This is a genomic window from Danxiaibacter flavus, assembly GCF_041060425.1.
Lineage (GTDB): Bacteria > Bacteroidota > Bacteroidia > Chitinophagales > Chitinophagaceae > Danxiaibacter > Danxiaibacter flavus.
Window position 1 is genome coordinate 114,934 of the sequence record NZ_JAULBC010000002.1, and the last position, 19,954, is coordinate 134,887.

General features: G+C 42.5%; 11 protein-coding genes. 2 read left to right on the forward strand and 9 right to left on the reverse strand.

Going from position 1 to position 19,954, the window contains the following annotated elements; translation table 11 throughout:
• Positions 1-195 precede the first annotated feature (195 nt).
• Positions 196-2,451: a glycoside hydrolase family 20 protein gene (locus tag QTN47_RS06200; RefSeq protein ID WP_369328471.1), complete on the forward strand. Its 2,256-nt coding sequence runs from the start codon at positions 196-198 to the stop codon at positions 2,449-2,451.
• A 91-nt stretch (positions 2,452-2,542) separates the two neighbouring features.
• Here QTN47_RS06200 and QTN47_RS06205 read toward each other — a convergent pair whose 3' ends face one another.
• From QTN47_RS06205 to QTN47_RS06220, 4 genes are all read right to left on the reverse strand, one after another.
• On the reverse strand, positions 2,543-3,343 hold the full coding sequence (locus QTN47_RS06205) for an alpha/beta fold hydrolase (protein WP_369328472.1): 801 nt from the start codon (positions 3,341-3,343) through the stop codon (positions 2,543-2,545).
• 577 nt (positions 3,344-3,920) lie between these two features.
• A complete protein-coding gene (locus QTN47_RS06210) occupies positions 3,921-5,162 on the reverse strand; it encodes a peroxiredoxin family protein (RefSeq protein WP_369328473.1) in 1,242 nt (413 codons plus the stop codon).
• Positions 5,163-5,282: 120 nt separating this feature from the next.
• Positions 5,283-6,725: a SusD/RagB family nutrient-binding outer membrane lipoprotein gene (locus QTN47_RS06215; protein WP_369328474.1), complete on the reverse strand. Its 1,443-nt coding sequence runs from the start codon at positions 6,723-6,725 to the stop codon at positions 5,283-5,285.
• 20 nt (positions 6,726-6,745) lie between these two features.
• Positions 6,746-9,913, reverse strand: a complete 3,168-nt coding sequence (locus QTN47_RS06220) for a SusC/RagA family TonB-linked outer membrane protein (protein WP_369328475.1) — start codon at positions 9,911-9,913, stop codon at positions 6,746-6,748.
• A gap of 503 nt (positions 9,914-10,416) precedes the next feature.
• On the opposite strand from QTN47_RS06220, the gene QTN47_RS06225 reads away from it, so the two are divergent.
• The gene (locus QTN47_RS06225) at positions 10,417-11,016 is read left to right on the forward strand and encodes a DUF4230 domain-containing protein (protein ID WP_369328476.1); all 600 of its coding nucleotides are present in this window, start codon (positions 10,417-10,419) and stop codon (positions 11,014-11,016) included.
• 545 nt (positions 11,017-11,561) lie between these two features.
• On the opposite strand, the gene miaA is transcribed toward QTN47_RS06225, so the two are convergent.
• From miaA to QTN47_RS06250, 5 genes are all read right to left on the reverse strand, one after another.
• Positions 11,562-12,470 carry a tRNA (adenosine(37)-N6)-dimethylallyltransferase MiaA gene (gene miaA, locus QTN47_RS06230; RefSeq protein WP_369328477.1) on the reverse strand — a complete coding sequence of 303 codons (909 nt, stop codon included), beginning with the start codon at positions 12,468-12,470 and terminating at the stop codon, positions 11,562-11,564.
• 229 nt (positions 12,471-12,699) lie between these two features.
• A complete protein-coding gene (locus QTN47_RS06235) occupies positions 12,700-13,860 on the reverse strand; it encodes a sigma-54-dependent transcriptional regulator (protein WP_369328478.1) in 1,161 nt (386 codons plus the stop codon).
• Between the two features lie 526 nt (positions 13,861-14,386).
• Positions 14,387-15,916, reverse strand: coding sequence for an arylsulfatase (locus tag QTN47_RS06240; RefSeq protein WP_369328479.1), 1,530 nt, complete (start codon positions 15,914-15,916; stop codon positions 14,387-14,389).
• A gap of 409 nt (positions 15,917-16,325) precedes the next feature.
• On the reverse strand, positions 16,326-17,696 hold the full coding sequence (locus tag QTN47_RS06245) for a sulfatase-like hydrolase/transferase (protein ID WP_369328480.1): 1,371 nt from the start codon (positions 17,694-17,696) through the stop codon (positions 16,326-16,328).
• A 644-nt stretch (positions 17,697-18,340) separates the two neighbouring features.
• Positions 18,341-19,927 (reverse strand): RagB/SusD family nutrient uptake outer membrane protein, encoded by a 1,587-nt coding sequence (locus QTN47_RS06250; RefSeq protein WP_369328481.1) that lies wholly within the window; start codon positions 19,925-19,927, stop codon positions 18,341-18,343.
• Positions 19,928-19,954 lie beyond the last annotated feature (27 nt).

Genomic DNA, 19,954 nt, shown 5'->3' on the forward strand with positions numbered 1-19,954 from the left:
ACAGTAAGATAGTAAGACAGTAAGACACGTAAGAATGTAAGACGTGTAAGATTTAGAGAAGAAGACAGCCAAAGAGTAAGATTGCAAAAAAAGCATAAGAGGTTGGCACTGGTTTTGGTTTTACGCTTTGGGCTTTAGGCTTTAAGCTTTGGGCTTTAGGCTTTGAGCTTTTTTACTTTTAAATTTTGAATTTCCATGCCCCGACTTATTGGAACCATATTATCCTGCATGGTACTTATGCTAAAAACATTTTGTACGCCGGTGTCTTCCATTGCGCTTGTAAAGAATGGCAGATCCGATTACACTATTGTATTGCCAGCAGAACCCACAAAGGCTGAGCGTAAGGCTGCACAAACGCTGCAGGATTACATTTTAAAGATTTCGGGCGCAAAACTTGGCATCATAAATGAGAACAGCTTCCAGGGCAAATACGCAGTATATGTAGGTAAAACATCTGTCGCTCAACAGCTTGAGATAAGTTCAATAAAAGATGATGGTTTCCTCCTTGCAGCATCGGGGGACAATATTGTTATTTGCGGCCTTCATGGAAAAGGAACCTTATACGGCACTTACACTTTTCTTGAAGATGCCTTGGGGTGTCAGAAATTTGGAAACGCACCGGTAACATACGAAACGAAAAAAGACCTATTGGTTGATGGCAATATGCACTCGCTGCAAAATCCTTCATTTAAATATCGTCAGAGCTACTACCCTCCCAGTAACGACCCCGAATATTTGGACTGGCATAAACTGCAGAAATTTGAGGATCTGTGGGGCCTTTGGGGACATTCCTTCTTTAAACTTGTTCCTCCTCAACAATACTTTGCACAGCATCCCGAATATTTTAGTATGATAAATGGCAAACGTGTGGCCACACAACTTTGCCTGAGCAACGAAAAAGTGCTGGAGATAACCATTAACAAGCTTACTGGGTTAATGAAGGAAAACCCGGATGCTGAGTACTGGTCCGTGAGCCCTAATGATGATGGTGGTTATTGCACGTGTTCCCTTTGCAAAAAAGTGGATGATGAAGAAGGAGGACCGCAAGGCTCGCTCATCCGTTTTGTAAATAAAGTTGCAGATCATTTTAAAGACAAGAATATCACTACGCTGGCATATGGTTATTCAAGCCACGTACCAAAAGTTACAAAGCCTGGCTCCAACGTATACATTTTATTGAGCAGCATAGATGCGTTTCGCAGCAGGCCCCTGGCCGAAGAACCTTCCGCTGCGGATTTCAGAAAAATGGTAAAGGAATGGAACAGCGTTTCATCCAACCTGTTTATATGGGATTATACAACGCAATTCACTAACTACCTTGCACCTTTCCCATACATAAATTGTCTTCAGCCCAATTTTAATTATTTTAAAGAAAATGGCGTAAAGGGTGTTTTTGAACAAGGCAGCGGAGACACTTACGGAGATATGGCCGAGCTGAACAGTTTTGTGCAAGCCAGGTTGCTTTGGTCATCCGGCCAGGATGTTGCGAAACTGCAACAAGCTTTCTTCAAAAATTACTATGGTAACGGCGGAGCCTTTATGCAGCGGTATCAGCAAAGTATTGCCAGCGCATTGCAGCAAAGTGGTAAAAACCTGGATATTTACGGTAACCCGATCAATGATTACAAAGGATACCTGAGTCCTGAAAACATTGATATCTATTCTACCCTGTTTGATAAAGCTGAGGCTGCTACCGAGACCAATCCAACCTTATTATCCAGGATCCAGGCAGCCCGTTTAGGTATTGAATACACGGTTTTACAACAATCACGTTTTTTTGGCCCAGATAAATTCGGATATCTGCAACCCGATAACGGAGGAGGCTTTATGGTAAAACCAAATTGGCTGCAACGCGTCAGCCGTTTTGTCAAACAATGTAAAAAGAACGGTGTTACTGAGCTTTCCGAAGGTGGAATATCTCCCGACGAGTATGAAAACGAATGGAAGGAAATAATTGCAAAGGGCTGGAAAAACAATCTTGCCTTTAATGCAAAAGTTACACTGACAAATCCTTTTGTTGAAGATTACCCCGCGAAGAAAGAACGAACCCTGGTAGATGGTGTTACAGGCTACCATGATTTCAGTTATAACTGGCTATGTTTTTATGGAAAGGATATGATCGCAAATATTGACCTGGGAACAGAAAAGAACATTACCAACATTAACATGAATTTCCTGGATGACCCGAGGCATTGGATCTTTCAGCCTGCCGCCGTTATGGTTGAAATATCAAAAGACGGCGTTAACTATAGCAAAGTAGCCACAAAAAATTTCAATACACCGGAAGAACATTATACAAACACCTTACAACATACCGTTTTTCCTCTTTCTACAACCATGCAGGCCCGTTATGTAAGGGTTACAGCGCAAATTTTATCGTCACTACCTGATTGGCGATATCACCCGATCAAAAAGCCGATGCTATGTTGTGATGAGATTTATGTGCAGTAATAATTTAAATCGTCAAATCATTAATGTTAAAGGTCCGGAGATTATCTTTAAGCTGTTCGTTATTTACAAATCAGCAGGATCCATTTTGAATTTATATAAATGAAAGAATAGCATTTATCACTTCCTCCGGAGCACTCATGTGCGGAAAATGTCCTTCGGTACCAATAGAAGTCAACCTGCTCACGGGTATATGTTGATTCATATAATCTCCAACTGCCTTTGGCACAACAATATCATTTGTTGTCTGAATAATTAGCGCAGGGATATTCAGTTTCCCCAGGTCTTTCCGGTAATCTGATTCAAAGATTGCCTTTGCGACGATCAGCGCAATATCAGGGCGTAATGCGGAAAGCGTTTGAAAGAATGCTTCAGCAAGAAAGGGTCTGTCGGGATTGCCCATGGCCAGCGCAGAAAATCCACTGGCCCACGCCTGGAAATCAGATCGCATGGCTGCATACAAGCCATCCAGATCTGCTTGTGTAAATCCGCCAACATAACCGGTCTGCGCATCATCAAGATAACGCGGACTTACTCCCAGTAAAATGATCTTTGAAAAGAACGATGGATTTTTTATTGAACACAACAACCCAACCATCCCGCTAACAGAATGCCCCACATAAATGGCATCAGGAAATCGAAGATAGTTGCAAATGTTTTCCAGGTCGGTTACAAACCCCTGCAGACTGCTGTATCTTGAAGGATTGAATGCGTTAATATCAGCATTTCCACCGCCAACATTATCATACAACACAATACGGTATTTATCCTCAAAGGCTGGAACTATTGCGGAAAATGAAGTTTGGTCAATCCCAAAGCCATGGCCGAAAACAATTGTCTCAGTAGCGTGAAGATTCCCTGTTACCCGCACATTATTTTTTGAGCTTACATCCATCGGAATATTGACTGGTTGTGGTTTAAAACAAGCCCAAATGTATTGGAAAATCGCTGATGTCTGATTTGTTGATCGCTGATTTGCGCAGGTGTAACAGGTTTGCTGTTTATTGAGATCTCTAATGCATGATTTTGATCGCTGATGTCTGATTTGCTCATCGCTGATTTGCTCAGGTGTAACAGGCTTGCTGTTTATTGAGATCTCTAATGCATGATTTTGATCGCTGATGTCTGATTTGTTGATCGCTGATTTGCTCAGGTGTAACAGGTTTACTGTTTATTGAGATCTCTAATGCATGATTTTGATCGCTGATGTCTGATTTGCTCATCGCTGATTTGATTAGATATAACAGGTTTACTGTTTACTGCGATTCAAAATATGAAGTGCCAGAGAAAAACAGAAGTCTGTTAAGCAGACTGCAATCTTGCGTCCACAACAAGTCGTTGTACTGTAAAGAAATCAGACATCTGCAAATCAGACATCTGCGATTTGGCACCAGCGACCTGTTTGAGTTAACGAGACATCTTGCACTGTAAAGAAATCAGAGATCAACACATCAGACATCAGACATCAAACATCAGCGATCTTCTTTCAACAAGGATGTAATAAGATCATCAAACTCCTTTTTGAAAATCTCATAATGATCTCCTGTTCCCGGGCCATTGAAGCCGGTATGGATCTTTCTTACATTTCCTTTTTTATCAATAAAGATCGTTGTCGGAAACGCACTGACCTTATCTAATTGAGGCAATGTTTTTTCCGTGCGCAATGTGTCAGATACTGCTACACCGGTAACCAAAATGGGATAATCAACTTTGAAGCGTTGTTTAAATGACTGCAATGCTTGCTGTGACTCTTTAAAGTCTTCGGTACGCTCGTATGCAAGGCCAATCACTTCAACACCCTTTGATTTATTTTTTTTGTAGTAATCGCTTAGGAACTTCGTTTCATCCATGCAATTCGGACACCATGAACCCAGGATCTGGATAACAACAACCTTGTTTTTATAACGATCATCATTGATCGAAACATTTTTCTCATCAATGCCTTTGAATGTAAAATCAAGCTTTGATTCACCTGCCTTCAGTTTGGTAAGGCCATAGCCATCCGGCAACTCTGCAGAAGGATTGCGGGTTGCGCTCCACTCCTCGGTAGCTACTGCTCCTGAATAAAATTTACCACCGGAAATCTCATTGTTATTTTTAATTGCGGCGGTAAACAAAAATGCGTGGCCACCATCAAAACCGGATAATTTCAAACTGTCACCAGACACTACGCCTTCAAGATAACGGTAGTCCCCTGACGTCGTGAGGAACGTTCCTGTGAGTTTATTTCCAGTTTGCCTGAACTCTCCTATAGCTTCGGTCTCACCAGATCTGCCGCTGAAGGTTGTAGACCATCTGCCGCTGACATTATAAGCCGGCTGAGCCGTTGCAGTAAATCTTTCTTTTTTATTATAAGCCGCGGCGAAAGGAAGAACCTGCACACGCGGACCATAACGTTTAACCCACTTGCCCGCAAGATTTCCATCATCCTGCAACTTCACAACAAATCCGGATTCGAAAAACGGCATCTGAATCAACAATGAGTCATTCGCTGATTTAATATTATCAACCAATAAACGTTCATTGCCATTGATCACATACAGCACTTTTTTGCCGGCACTGTCTTTTGTTTCAAAGTTGAAAGTGATATTTTGACCATCCTTACGCTCTATTGAAGCGCGCCAGACACCATTTGGGAGCGTTTCGTTTTTGTTTTTCCAGCTTATCCCTGCAGCCGACGCAACCAATAAAGCACCTAAGAAGTATTTTTTCATCCGGTTGAATTTAAACTATTGAGCAATATCCCTCTTTATTTTGTTAAAACTACATTTAAACTGTGTTGCTTTAACCAAATATTGTTTTAAATCAAGACTTTCCGCACTAACGGACCAGGCTTAATACACATCAAACCAAAGTTTAGTGGTAAGCGCATCTGTTCCCTGCCTTGCTACAGCAGCAGTATAATTCTTGTTGTTCAAAGATTGTTCCGTACCGGGGTAAATGAAACGTACAGGCATTTTTCCACTCAATGCACCAGCTACCGCAGGCGACAAAGTTGGATAATCCAATCTTCTCCATTCAGCAAAAGCCTCCAAACCCTGGCCAAACAAAGCGATCCATTTTTGATCGCCGATTGACTTCTTATAGTTAGCGGCATTATACGCCACAGAAGGCTGCGCCAGATACGTTGCAATAGCATTGGCATCTGTGATGCTGTACTGGTTAAAAGAAGCGGTGATTGCCTGTTTGTACAAGTCCGCAGCATTTTCAGATGTAAATCCTCTTGCGGCTGCTTCTGCCCTGTCGAACAATACTTCTGAATAACTCATAATAACTGCAGGAGCGTGTGGCGCTCTGAAATAGGTTCCCGGCTTAGACGTAACCGTAAAACCCAACGTACTTGCATCACCCGGCGTTAAACCGTTAGGAATACCTACATAAGTTTGTGGTGTTGGATCAGCCGTGGGAGCTGCAAATATGGGCAACCTGGGATCGTTCAATGCAAACAATTTGTCCACGATTGATTTGCTGATGCGATAGTCATCACGTGTATCAAACAGGTTACTGATCGGATTCTGGTTGGGAGAATCTACATATACAAATTGTGCAATGTCGCTGTTGCTGCTGATATAACCGCTTCCTTCGCTTTGTATTTCAGCTATTGTCTGTTTAGCTTTTTCCGGTTCCCGGTCAGCGATACGCAAAGCAATACGAAGACGCAGCGAGTTGGCAAACTTCTTCCATTGAGAAATTTTATTGCTATAGATCACATCTCCTGCAATAGTTGAACCTGAAGCATTCAGCAGTGTTTGTGCGTTTTTCAGATCATCCAGCAAGCCGAAATACACATCTTTCTGCGCATCGTATTGCGGTGTAAGATATTCAGAAATGTTACCGGCCTGTGAATATGGAATATCACCAAATGCATCTGTTAGCAAAGAAAATACCCATGAACGCAGCACCAATGCAACACCTTTATAGTTGGTATTCTGTTGCTTATCCGCTACATCTATCACTTTATTAAGGTCGGTTATAGATTGCGCAAATCCTGTATTCCACAAACTGTTAAAGCTGCTGTTGTCCAGGATATATCTATCAGGATCGGTATATTGAATTTTGGCCCAATGCTGAATAAACAATAAAGAAGAGTTCATGTTATTGTCCGTTCCCCAATACGTGTCAGAACTGATTTTCTGCGCTGCGGTAAGCAGGTAATCAGGCTGTGGATTTTCAGCACCATTAGGATTCTTATTAATCTCAGCCAGGTCTTTTTTGCAGGAAGAAGCCCCAAAAGTTACAAGGCCTGCCAGTAATATGTTGATATATAGACGTTGCATAATTTTCTGTTTTACCACTTTTAGAATTTAAGATTGATATTGAAGCCGTAGCTGCGTGTTGTAGGCAGGCTAAGATCTTCAAGCCCCTGTCCGTTACCTGTATTAAAGGCGTTCTCCGGATCTATGTTTGGAACGTTTTTGTGAATGATCCACAAATTGCGTCCCACAACAGCTATAGATGCGCCGGTAAATCCAATGTGTTTAAGCCATGAAGCATTCACGTTATATCCCAATTTAATTTCACGCAGCTTTACATAAGAAGAACTGTAGATCCATTGTTCATCAAAGTTTCTCATTGACTTGTAGTACTGTTGTACAGGGAGGATCGCAGTGTTTTCTTTACCATCTTTGGTAACACCTTTGAATATTACACCATCGTTATAAACTGTTTCGCCATTAGGACCGGCGCTTCCAGCTACTGTTCCGTTTGCTTTGTTATTGCCGGGATAATAATAAGCAAGTCCGCCATGTTGAGCATCTCTTCCAAACAATGTTTCAGCAAGAACACCGGTATAAACACCTGTTGAGTTAGTATTGGAATACAATGAACCACCGATGCTTGCATCAACCAGGAAGCTTAAGCTAAATGCCTTGTAGGTGAAGCTGTTGGTGATACCACCTATCCAATCCGGCGTATATTTACCAAGGATCTTTTTTGTTGGATTTATAGCTGGCGTACCATCAGCATTTACGATGATCTGCCCCTGATCATTTCTCAGATAAGGATTACCATATAAGCCGCCATAAGCCTGGCCAACGGTTGCAACAGTTTGCACATTGCGATCAGTACCTAACACATAGTTCTGCAGACGACCTTCCGCATCCAGCGAAATAAGCTTGCTTCTGTTCAAGGCATAGTTAACATCTATGTTCCATTGAAAGTTGTTTGTCCTAACCGGAGTAACGCCCAATTGCACTTCAATACCTTTGTTGTTCAGTTTTCCCGCATTCAATAATTTCTGCGTAAAACCTGTAGTTGCACTCACATCCACACTAAGGATCTGGTCATAACTGCTGGATTGATAAAGGCTCACATCCAGTCTTGCCCTGCTCTTAAATAAACCCAGTTCAACGCCTACCTCTCCGGAAGTTGTTGTCTCTGGTTTAAGATTAGGATTCAAATCTTTTGAAGGCGCTGTCAACTGTGGATTTGAACCGAATGGCGGTGTGATGAACGGATATGTATTGATCAACTGATAAGGATCGGCATCTTTACCCACTTTTGACCATCCACCACGCACTTTGGCGTAATTCAGCACATCGCTTTTGATATGCAATGCTTCCGTAAGAACGATGCTACCGTTGATAGAAGGATAAAAATAAGACAGGTTTTGCACCGGTAAAGTAGATGACCAGTCGTTACGTGCTGTAAAGTTTATGAATGCGTAATTTCTGAATCCGATTTGTGCCGAACCGTAAATGCTATAAGTTTTAAGTTTGGAATAATAGCTGGTTGACTGCAGAGGATCTCTTGAATTGCTAAGCGTGTAAACACCTGCGACTGCCAGCTTTGGAGCAAGCTGATCATTTTCCTGGAATGTCTTCGTACGGATGTTTCCACCGGCCAATACATCAAGAGAAAAGTCGCTGCTGATCTTCCTGTTGAAGTTCAACGTAGCTTCCGTGTTATTTTCGTTTACAGTGAATGCATCTTCCTCATAAGAACCATACGGAGTACCATTTGTGCCATAAGCAACCCTTATCTTTCTTCTGTCTGTGTAATAATCATTACCCGTTCTTACATTGGCCGTAAGTCCATCAATGATCTTATAGCTTAATCCAACATTACCAATGATACGATCCCTGCGTTGGCCAACTGTATTTTGATAAGCAATAAAATAAGGATTGCTGTAATACGCGTTGTTCCAGTTAAGCGGACTGCCGGTGTTGAAATAATTGTCCTTCAGTTTCTGCATATCAACCTGGCGTCCAAACCATGTGAACTGAAGCATGGTGCTTGTTGCACGTTTTCCGCCGGCGCCTGGCAGGTTATCAGCATAAGTCTGAATATAGTTTGCTCCTGCGGTTAAAGTAAGTTTGGGATCTATTTTTAATGAAGTGTTCAGAGAGAAAGAGTTCTTGTTGATATCTGTATTAGGGATAACGCCATTTTGCTTTTGTGTATTTGCTGAGAAGCGGTATTCGACCTTGTCATTCGCGTCAGCAATGGCTACACCGTTATTGAACGTTGTACCTGTCTGAAAGAAATCTCTTACATTGTTTGGGTGGGCAACAAATGGCTGCGGACTGCCATCAAAGAACTGGGGGATCAATGAGCCATCAAGTTTTGGTCCCCAGCTTTCATCAACTGCATCATTCACGCCGCCACCTTTTCCGTCTTTATAACTGAACTGACCATTAGAACCCTGGCCATAAGCATCCTGGTATTTAGGTAATGTTAACAGGTTTTCAAATGTTGTGTTTGAATTGATGGTGATGCCAAGCCCCTTCTTTCTTTTACCCGTTTTTGTTTTGATCAACACAACGCCCTGTGCCGCACGGGAACCGTAGAGAGCAGCAGCATTAGGACCTTTCAACACGCTGATAGATTCAATGTCTTCGGCATTGATATCTGATATAGCATTGGCATAGTCCCGCGAACCGTTAGAACCAACACCAGCACCAAGCTGAGAGTTATCTACAGGAAAACCATCCACCACAAACAGCGGCTGGTTATTACCGGAGATAGAAGTTTCTCCTCTTATTACGATGCGGGATGAACCCATATTGCCCTGGCTGTTGGTAATCCTCACGCCGGCAACTTTACCTGCTAAAGCATTTACAAGGTTGCTTTCCTTAGCCTCAGCGATATCGCTGGATTTCAATTCCTGCACAGCATAACCCAATGATTTCTTCTGCTTGGAAATACCGAGTGCTGTTACAACTACTTCAGTCAATGCACCCTGTTCACTTTCCAATACAATCTGCAAATCTCCCGGTGAGGCAGTTATGATTTGCTCCTTTGACTTATATCCTATATAACTTAACAGAAGTGTATCGTTCGCCGCTGCCGGTATGGTAAACTTGCCTGCAACATCTGTAGACGTACCTTTCTTTGAACCTTTTATGATGACGCTTACTCCGGGGAGTGGCGTATTATTTGCACCGGTTACTGTACCGCTCACCTGTGCGTTCAGTGCGGCCGATACTATTAGTAGCAATGCAGTTAATAGTGAATACTTTTTCAACGTTTTAGTTTTAAGACAAATAATAAAATTCAATACCATTTACGCCAATGAATTAACATCGGATAAACAAGCATGTTGTGGAGACGGATGTCCGGGAAATTCCGGGCCTTTTGATAGTTTGTTTTTTGAACTTAACCTGACCGGTTAAGATTAAGCGCAGTGCATGCAACAGCAACGCATCGACATGCGCATGGAAGATGAATGGAAAGTAGTAATAGTTCTCAATACCTGATGTGCTTCTGAAATGCCTGAAACAAGTGTGCTTTTCATGTTATTCTGTTTAATATCTCTGCTTCAAATTGTAAAAAGCAATGCAAATATAAACAAGTCCACCAAATTAATAGACTTTTATGTTAAAACTTTTTTATTCCCAACATTGTTAATCCAAAAACTAATTGATTCACAGGCTGAAGCGAACATTAAAACCTTGTGCTCGCAGGGCTTTCAGCTTATTGCAGATCAATTTTCAAATATCCATTATCCATTTTCAATTATCTTGCACTATGCACATTAAGAAACGGTATTTATTATTGTTTTTGATCATTGTTCTCGCAGGGTTCTGGCTTATCAATAAAAAAATAGTTGAAACAAAGGAAGAACGCAGGTTCAATCTGAGCATGCAGCAATTACGTGGCGTGTCAAAGCTGGTTTTGTGGGAACAGGATTTTGTACTGAATAATATTCAAACGCAGGAGAAAACCTATTTTGAGTTTTTTAAATCGAAAGAATCAGTATCAACAACTGTAAATGGCAAAATGGGCTTTCACATTGATCTTGCAGACTCCATTCGCACGCACATCAATCGTAACGGTGACACACTTGTTGTATCAGCTCCATTGCAGGTAACTTATGTAAGCCTGGATATGGGAACACTTCAGCAGGTGAAAGAAGCATCATTAGATCCCTCACTCAATATTGACAAAAACGAAGTAATAAAACACCTGGATCAAAAGGCTTTAGAACAATATCTTCCGGTTGTAATTGCAGGCATCCAAAGCAGAATGCTCACAACGCAGGAGCAACAGCTGAGCAGGCTCACAGGTAAACCGGTGAAAATAAAGGTCACAGAAATGCCGAGAGCTTCGGATTGGAAGGGCGAATAGCTATTTCACGCGACGAACACGAAGAAGCGGCGGCGCGGCGAACCCATATGCAGTTTCATTAACGCAAATAAGCGGAAAATTAATAGACGATCGCAAATCATTATTTTCCGATTAAAATTCAACAAATAGAGTCGCAAGCCTCGCCGGACAACGGTACAAATGAACCTCCTTCAAACCAATTCCAAAGGGATGGAATTATTATAGAAGAAAACAGACGTCTGGATCAAAAAACCCCGAAGGGGTGACACAATAAAATGTCACCCCTTCGTGGTTTTGAGGCGTAATTTCGACCTTTGCTATAATAATCCCATCCCTTCGGGATTGCATTGCATCGGCTTGATGTTCTTAATAAAATTAAACCCCGTTAACGACACAACTAACGAGCAAGTGCTCATAAAATATAATAGTCAGATCAAGTTTCAGAAGACCTCTGTTATCGTGCCAATAAAAGTATTCGACGCATACTCTCCGTGATTCGCCGGCAGAAGTCACTATACAATTGTGTGAAGAATGGCTGACAGCTAATAGCTAAAAGCTGATAGCTCCTACGTTTTTTCCTTTACAAAGTCCATCACCTCATCCAGTGCTTGTGGATGGAACCATTGCAACGACTGATCTTTTTTAAACCAGGTCATTTGGCGTTTGGCGTAATGGCGGGTGTTGGTTTTGATCTTTTCTACACTTTCATCTAATGTACATTGATTATTGAAAAAGGCAAACAGTTCTGAGTAACCAACAGTTTGCAGCGCATTGAGGTGTTGGTAAGGCATGAGAGATCTTACTTCTTCTGCCAGGCCCTGGTGCATCATAATATCCACGCGATGATTCACATTGCGATACAACAGTTCCCGCGGCAATTCCAGTCCTATTTTAATGATATTAAACGGCCGTGATGCTTTTGTGCCTTTTCTGAAATGAACAATAGATTCGCCCGTTGCCAGCTTTACTTCCAGTGCGCGCATCAGCCGTTGAGGATTTTGCTGTTCTGCAACACGCCAGAATTCCGGGTCATTCTTTTGCACTTCTTCCTGCAACCATTGCAAACCTGCAGTTTCATAACCAGCGATAATCATCTGCCTGATAGATGGTGGAACCTGTGGCATGTCATCCATGCCTTCGCAGAATGCTTTTATGTAAAGACCTGTGCCTCCAACCATCACAACTACAGCATGCTTTTTAAAAAGCTCCTCCGCACTATCAAGCGCATACTGTTCAAATGTGCCTGCATTTACATCATCATGAATAGAGTGAGAATTGATAAAATAATGCTGTACTTCATTCAATTCTTCAACCGAAGGCTTGGCAACTCCAATGTTCAGTTCTGTAAAACACTGTCTTGAATCCGCTGAAATAATTGAGGTTTGAAATTCCCTGGCCAACTGCAATGACAAAGCCGTCTTCCCTACAGCTGTAGGACCCGCGATAACGATGACAGTGTTTTGAGGAGGCTTCATTGCTAAAGTGAATGGTGAATGGTGAAAGATGCAGGCTTGCGCTTTTTTTGAGTCAATGGTGAATAGTCAATAGTGAAGGATACAAGCTTGCGCCACTTTTCAAAATCAGTCCTTAAGTCATTGGGTGAATAGTGAATGGTCAATAGCGAAAGATGCAGCCTTCAAAAAACGCAGGCTGTTTCACATTTCACTATTCACCATTCACTATTGACTAACTTCACCCTTCACATTATTTCGGCAATACATAATTTGTAACGTCTTCCAGCAAAATAACCTTTCCTGAGAGTATTACCAGTCTTTCCACCACGTTGCGCAGTTCACGGATGTTTCCGGTCCAGTTATGTTTTTGCAAAGCATCCATTGCTTTCGGATCAATATCTTTTCGTGCCTGGCCATATTCGCCGGCAATATCATCAAGGAATTTTTCAACCAGCAACGGCACGTCTTCCCTTCTGTCATTCAACGATGGCACGTGAATTAGTATCACACTCAAACGGTGATACAAATCGAGCCTGAAGTTTTTTTCCTCCACTTCCTTCATCAGATCCTTATTGGTAGCTGCCACCACCCTTACGTCAACGGGAATTTCCTTATCGCCACCAACACGCGTGATCTTTCCTTCCTGCAAAGCACGTAGCACTTTAGCCTGTGCACTAAGGCTCATGTCTCCGATCTCATCTAAAAATAATGTACCGCCATTTGCCTGTTCAAACTTACCGATACGTTGTTTGATAGCAGATGTGAATGATCCTTTTTCATGACCAAACAATTCACTTTCAATCAACTCACCGGGAATGGCCGCACAGTTCACTTCTACCAACGGACCATCAGCCCTGTTACTCTTTTCATGTATCCACCTTGCCACCAGTTCTTTACCTGCGCCATTCTCACCTGTTATAAGGCAACGTGCATCAGTAGGTGCAACTTTCTCGATCGTATCTTTAATGCGTGTGATAGCATCACTTGCGCCAATCATTTCCTGCACCTTGCTCACCTTACGTTTCAAAACACGTGTTTCCTTAGCTAGTACGGTTTTATCCATCGCGTTGCGAATGGTGATCAGCAATCTGTTCAGATCTGGCGGCTTGGATATATAATCATAAGCGCCTTTCTTAACTGCTTCAACGGCGGTTTCAATATTACCGTGTCCGCTGATCATAATAATGGGAACATCGGGATTAACTTCGCCTGCCTTTGTCAAAAATTCGAGCCCGTCGAGTTTGGGCATTTTTATATCGCAAAGAACTACATCATAATTATTAGCGGTAAACAACTTCCAACCTTCTTCACCGTCCGCCGCTTCTGAGACTTTAAAACCTTCGTTGCTTAAAATGTCTTTTAATACGTTTCGAATGGCTCTTTCATCATCTACAATGAGAATATTCGACATGTTTTCCTTTTTTAAGGCTGCTAAGATAGGGAATGCAATGTTTTGAAAGTTGGGCCGTTCGTTAAAGTACAAGGTAATTTTACGCACAACAGCATTATTTGGGCATATAAAATGAATTAGAAATCAGTTTAAATTGAATTCTTCTCTAATGCCAATAAATGTGCTGACGTTAAATTGAAACAATGGCATGTTGATTTAAGTACGATTTACGAAGCCCGCCCGCGCCGAATGCACATTCGGATGGGTACGAAGTACATAATTTTAGGCTTGTTCATTTTTTTCAACCTCTTTAAGGCCAATGTCACTTAGTTAAGAGCATTTAAAGCTACGGCGGAGCTCCCTGTTTATAGAAAATCGGGATTTAAAAATATCATCGGACTCCAGCGGAGTCTCCTGTAACGCTTGACAGGTAGCTCCTACCGGAGCTTGAACGAACTATTTTTTTCTTTCTACAAACGGGATGCTCCTGCCCTTAAGGCGACGGTAATAATAAAAAAATTAACGTTCAACCTTTTTATCGATAAAACTATTTTCCCTCGCCGTCCAATGCCTTCATAAGGAAAGTTGATACTTCAGGCTTGCTGTGTTCATCTTTCATGATCTGTTCCATCTTTTTTATAATGTCAGGATGTTCGCTGGCTACATCATGTTGCTCCTGAATATCTGAAGACAAATCAAATAATTGAATCTTCAGATTACCCTTATGAATATTCATGCGTATACCTTTCCAGTTGTCTATGCGTACGGCCTGCTGGCCGCCTGATTCAGGAAACTCCCAATACAAAAATGGATGCTTTTGTTGCTTTGCATTCTGCCCAATCAACGTGGGCAGATAGCTGATCCCATCTATTTGTTTTGGTGCAGAGACGCCAATGATATCGCATAGTGTAGGCATAAAATCCCAATTGGCGGCGATATGATCGGTTTTGCTTTCGGTTTTTATTTTGCCGGGCCAGGTAATGATGAAAGGCTCACGTATGCCGCCTTCGTGTACATAACCTTTACCCCAGCCCTGCTCACTTTTAAATGGTCCCCCGCTGTTGAACCAGGGCGAGTCAGTTCCTCCGTTATAAGAAGGTCCGTTGTCACTCGTAAAAACAATGATCGTATTGTCGTAGAGATTTAATGCTTTTAGTTTGCTGACCAGTTTACCAATTTCTTCATCTAAAGCAGACACCATCGCCGCATAGGTAGCGCGTGGATAGCGGCAAGGAAAATAACTGCCACCGGTAAATGGCTTTTCATCACCAAATTTCCTGTGATAATAATCAACCCATTTTTGAGGCGCCTGTAATGACACATGGGGTAGCGGACTTGCGTAATATAAAAAGAATGGTGCTGACTTATTTTTATCAATAAAACGTAATGCAGCACTGATCAGAAAGTCAGAAGCATAATCACGTTGCTGATACTTCGCATAATTTTTTTCATCCAAGGAATCCAGATCAGCGGGAAATTTCACGTTCGGATCTTCGGCATTATTGTTCAACGCAACGCGTGATTCATTTTCCCAAAGATGCCCCGGATAATACGTATGATCTTCACGCTGACAAATAAAGCCATAGAAATAATCAAAGCCCTGTCTGTTGGGAAGCCCATCTGTCATAGGTGCGCCGAGTCCCCATTTACCAACAATACCAGTCGTATAACCAGCTTGCTTACACATCTCTGCAATGGTGATTGTAGAATCGGGTATCGGCCTTTGCCCTTCCAGGAAGGGATTTGCTTCCATGGCTTTATAATCCCAAACCGGCCCACGTTGAGCCCACTCATCATTGCCCCTGATATATGCATGGCCCGAATGTTTTCCCGTCATTAGCAGATATCGCGAAGGTGCGCAAACCGGATCGGCATAGTATTGGGTAAACAACATGCCTTTTTTTGCAAGCGCATCAATATTGGGCGTTTCAATTTTGGTTTGCCCCATAGCGCCAATGTCGCCGTATCCCAGATCATCAGCGAGTATGTAAATGATATTCGGCTTCTTCTGAGCCTGCAATATGTTCGTTGCTCCTGTCACGCAAAGAAGTGATATAAATAGCCCGATTTTTTTCATGTGAAGCTATTGTTGACAGCTGCCAGCAATGAGCCATCAGCTATCAGCTTTTTTGAAATTGTAATTTATTCTCGTGATAGTCGAATACCTGCCGTATATCACATCAAATTGATAGTCGGAAAACCGCTCCCATCGTGCCATTGACAGATTTATAACAGTTGCAATTTTTCCGGAGGGAATTAAGCTCAATAGAAATGATCGAATCGAGAATCTCATAGCTCGTTAGGGCTTTAACCAAACAAAGAGGTTAATGTCCTACGGACAAAAGGACCTTGTATGTCAGGATTTCTATTGAACTTAAAGTCCTACGGACTAAAGCAGTATCGTAGACGAAAGGAGTCATCTCCTAAAGCAGATGATGCATGACTAAACGATGTCGCATTGTCAATTTTCAATTCTCCATTATCCATTAATTTTCCTTTCCTCCTGTAAACGCATCAAACAGTGCCTTCAGCTCTTTTGCTTTGTCAGGAAACTCGTCAATGACGTTCGTCCGTTCACTCGGATCATAACCGAGGTTAAATAACTCTTTACCTGCCGGTTGCTCTTTATTGACAATTCCATTTGCCGAAGCAGTTTTTACTTCGCGGTATTTCCAATTGCCATCACGAACAGCTTCAAGTATTCCGTTGTTGACAATATAAATCGGCCTGTGCTGGTAGGTCTTTCGATCAGCTTTTCCTGTAAGCAGGTCCGTGATATCCTGTCCATCCAATGTTCTTCCCTGTGGCAATGGAGCCTTTGTAATGCGCGCCAGTGTTGGCAACACATCAAGATTACTGATAGGATTGGTTAACGTAACACCTGCAGTAGCATGATTCTTCCAATAGAAAATAAATGGTTCACGAATCCCTCCTTCGTATGATTGACCTTTAGATCCCCTGAAAACGCCTGCTGTGCCTGCATGCCAGCGCTTGGTTGCGTTGTCGCCAGACATACGTGCAGGGAATTCTATCCACGGACCATTATCGCTGGAGAACATAAAAATCGTGTTATCCAACATTTTTTTCTCGTCCAGTTTTTTCCAAAGTTGTGCGAGACTGCTGTCAAGCTCTTCTACGACTGCACCCAGCGCCCCCCCCTCCTGGTGTCCTGCGAGATAACTTGCCTTCGCAGCGAATGCAACGGGGAGATGCGGCATGTTATAAGCAAGATATAGGAAGAACGGCTGATCCTTCTTTTGTTTGTCAATTAAAGCGATCGCTTCTTTGGTATATAAGTGTGTCAGTGACGAATCTTCTGGCTTGAATACTTCAGGCGTACGGTTGCGGTAGATCTTGAGCGTTGTATCTGTTTGCACGTAAGGAGCATGATAGTCATGGCTATACAACATACCATAATACGAATCAAAACCCTGGGCAGTGGGATAATTGAAATCATGCTTATCGCCCAGGTGCCATTTTCCGATCATTGCTGTTGTGTAGCCAGCTTTCTTCAGCATTTCAGCAATGGTTACTTCCTGATCAGGAAGTCCCAGGGGAGATCCCGGCGGAATTGGATACGGCAGGTTATATCTTGACGCATAACGACCTGTTAGCAATGATGCACGTGAAGGCGTACAAGAAGGACTTGACACTACATAATTCGTTGCCTTGATACCTGCTGCGGCAACCGAATCAAGAAAAGGCGTCTGGATAACAGGATTACCATAGCTACTCAGATCTGAGTAGCCCAGGTCATCAGTAAGAACGAAAATGATATTTGGCTTCTGCTGTGCATGCGATACGCTGGTCCATACACAAAGGCCTGTCAGTAATGCTAAAAACCTGGATTTTTTCATTGTTGCTTGCGTTGAAGGGCTATCAGCTATCAGCTATCAGCTGTCAGCTTGTAGCCCATGAATATTTAATTGCCAATAATTTTTACACGGGATACTTTAAAGCGTATACCTATACCATTCTCTGCATCACAAATCGCAGATCAACATCTTACATTCCCCCACTCATCCGGCTTCCGTACCTCGTACTTCGTAATTCGTACTTCCATCATCATTTTCGCCCACATCGTACATCATACATCGTACATCGTACACCTGACATCTAACATTGTACATCCCCTCATCCGGCTTCCGTACTTCGTACTTCGTAATTCGTACTTTCCACATCGTACACCTCACATCTAACATCGTACATCTCCACATCCGGCTTCCGTACCTCGTACTTCGTAATTCGTACTTCCATCATCATTTTCGCCCACATCTTACATCATACATCGTACATCGTACACCTGACATCTAACATTGTACATTCCCTCATCCGGCTTCCGTACTTCGTACTTCGTAATTCGTACTTTCCACATCGTACACCTCACATCTAACATCGTACATCTCCACATCCGGCTTCCGTACTTCGTACTTCGTAATTCGTACTTTCCACATCGTACATCGTACATCATACATCGTACATCTTACACCTAACTTTCCCCTCACCATCCCGCATTCTGCGTCAAATTCCCGTTCTGGTCTCTTTCTGTTTGCGGAACAGGCCAGAGATAATGCTTGGATGCATCGAACAACCTGTTAACCGCAACCTGCACGACTTTTGTAGCGCCGCTGTTGTCTTTATAGGTTATTCCGTAAACAGGTCCGGGAACCACTGTTGCCGCTGTTTTCCACCTTCGGATATCCTGCAGATGCAGCCCTTCGAAAGCCAGCTCAATTGTACGTTCCTGTCGCACCGCTGCACGAAGCTGATCCCTCGTCAAATTGTTTGAAACAGATGGCAATATAACATCAGATCTTGTATTTCGAACAGCATTAATGGCATCATATACCGATTGATCTATCGTATTTGCCTCAATTTTGGCTTCTGCATAAGTGAGCAGCACTTCAGCATAACGCAACAGGATAATGTTAATACCATTGTTAGAAGGATTTGCGTAATCCTCTTTATTGACATATTTTTTAATATTAAAACCTGTTGTTGACGCTATGTAGGTGTTACCCACTGCATCCGGTGTACCACTGTTTGGGGCAGGATGAAATATAGACCCGTCAGGCAATGTATCTCCATCAAGAAAAACGGAAAAACCAAGTCTCGGATCCCTGTTTGCATAGGGATTATCCGGATCATAACCGCTGGAAGGATCTGTAATATTTACACCCTGTGCTGTTTGATACTGGTCAACCGCTGCTTTTGTGGGCACATACGTGCTTTGACTGCTCTTCTGACTGTACGGTGCCAGCAAATTAAATACGCCGTTTGAATACGTTGAAGTAATAAACTGCTTATCAAGAATCACCTCGCTATTGTTTTCCGCAGCATAAGAAAACAGTTTGCCATAAGTGGGATAAAGCTTGTACACATTTAAGTCAATTACCGCTTTTGCAGTAGTTGCAGCAGCCTCATAGCGGCCGGCATACAGATCTGCTCTTGCTTTCAGTGCCAATGCTGCACCGCGTGTAATGCGTCCGACATTATTTCCTGAATAAGATAACGGCAGTGTATTGACTATGTCTGACAATTCTGCGTCAATAAAGTCATAGATTGTTGCAACCGGCTCTCTTTTCAACTGCCTTGCATCGTCGATGGACAAACTGGAAGTAACCAGGGGCACATCCCCATACAGGCTGGCTAATTTTACATACTGGTAAGCCCGCAGAAACCTCGCCTCTGCTTTGTAGCGTTTAAAGGTTGTGCTATCAGTGACTGTGGTGATCTTGCCAACATTATCCAGGAAATAATTCGCCGCAGCAATACCAGTGTATGCGTTGCTCCACTCACTATAAATTTTGGAACTTGTTGCATCGTATGTACCAAGCTCTATAAATGCATCTACGGCAAAAGGCTGGTTAACATGCGCAAGATCTGTAAACGCATCCCATGCAAAAATGTTGGTACCATCAAGATCGCGATACAAGGAATTTACGGCCACTTCGGCATCAGATTGTGTCTTCCAGAAAACGTTTTCTGAAAGCCTGTCGTTGGGAACGGTATCGAGCAGGTCTTTTGAGCAGGAGAATAATCCCACTGACAGCAATAAGACCAAATATTTTTTATAGTTATTTTTCATATAATTCAAAGTTTCAGCTACTGCTTT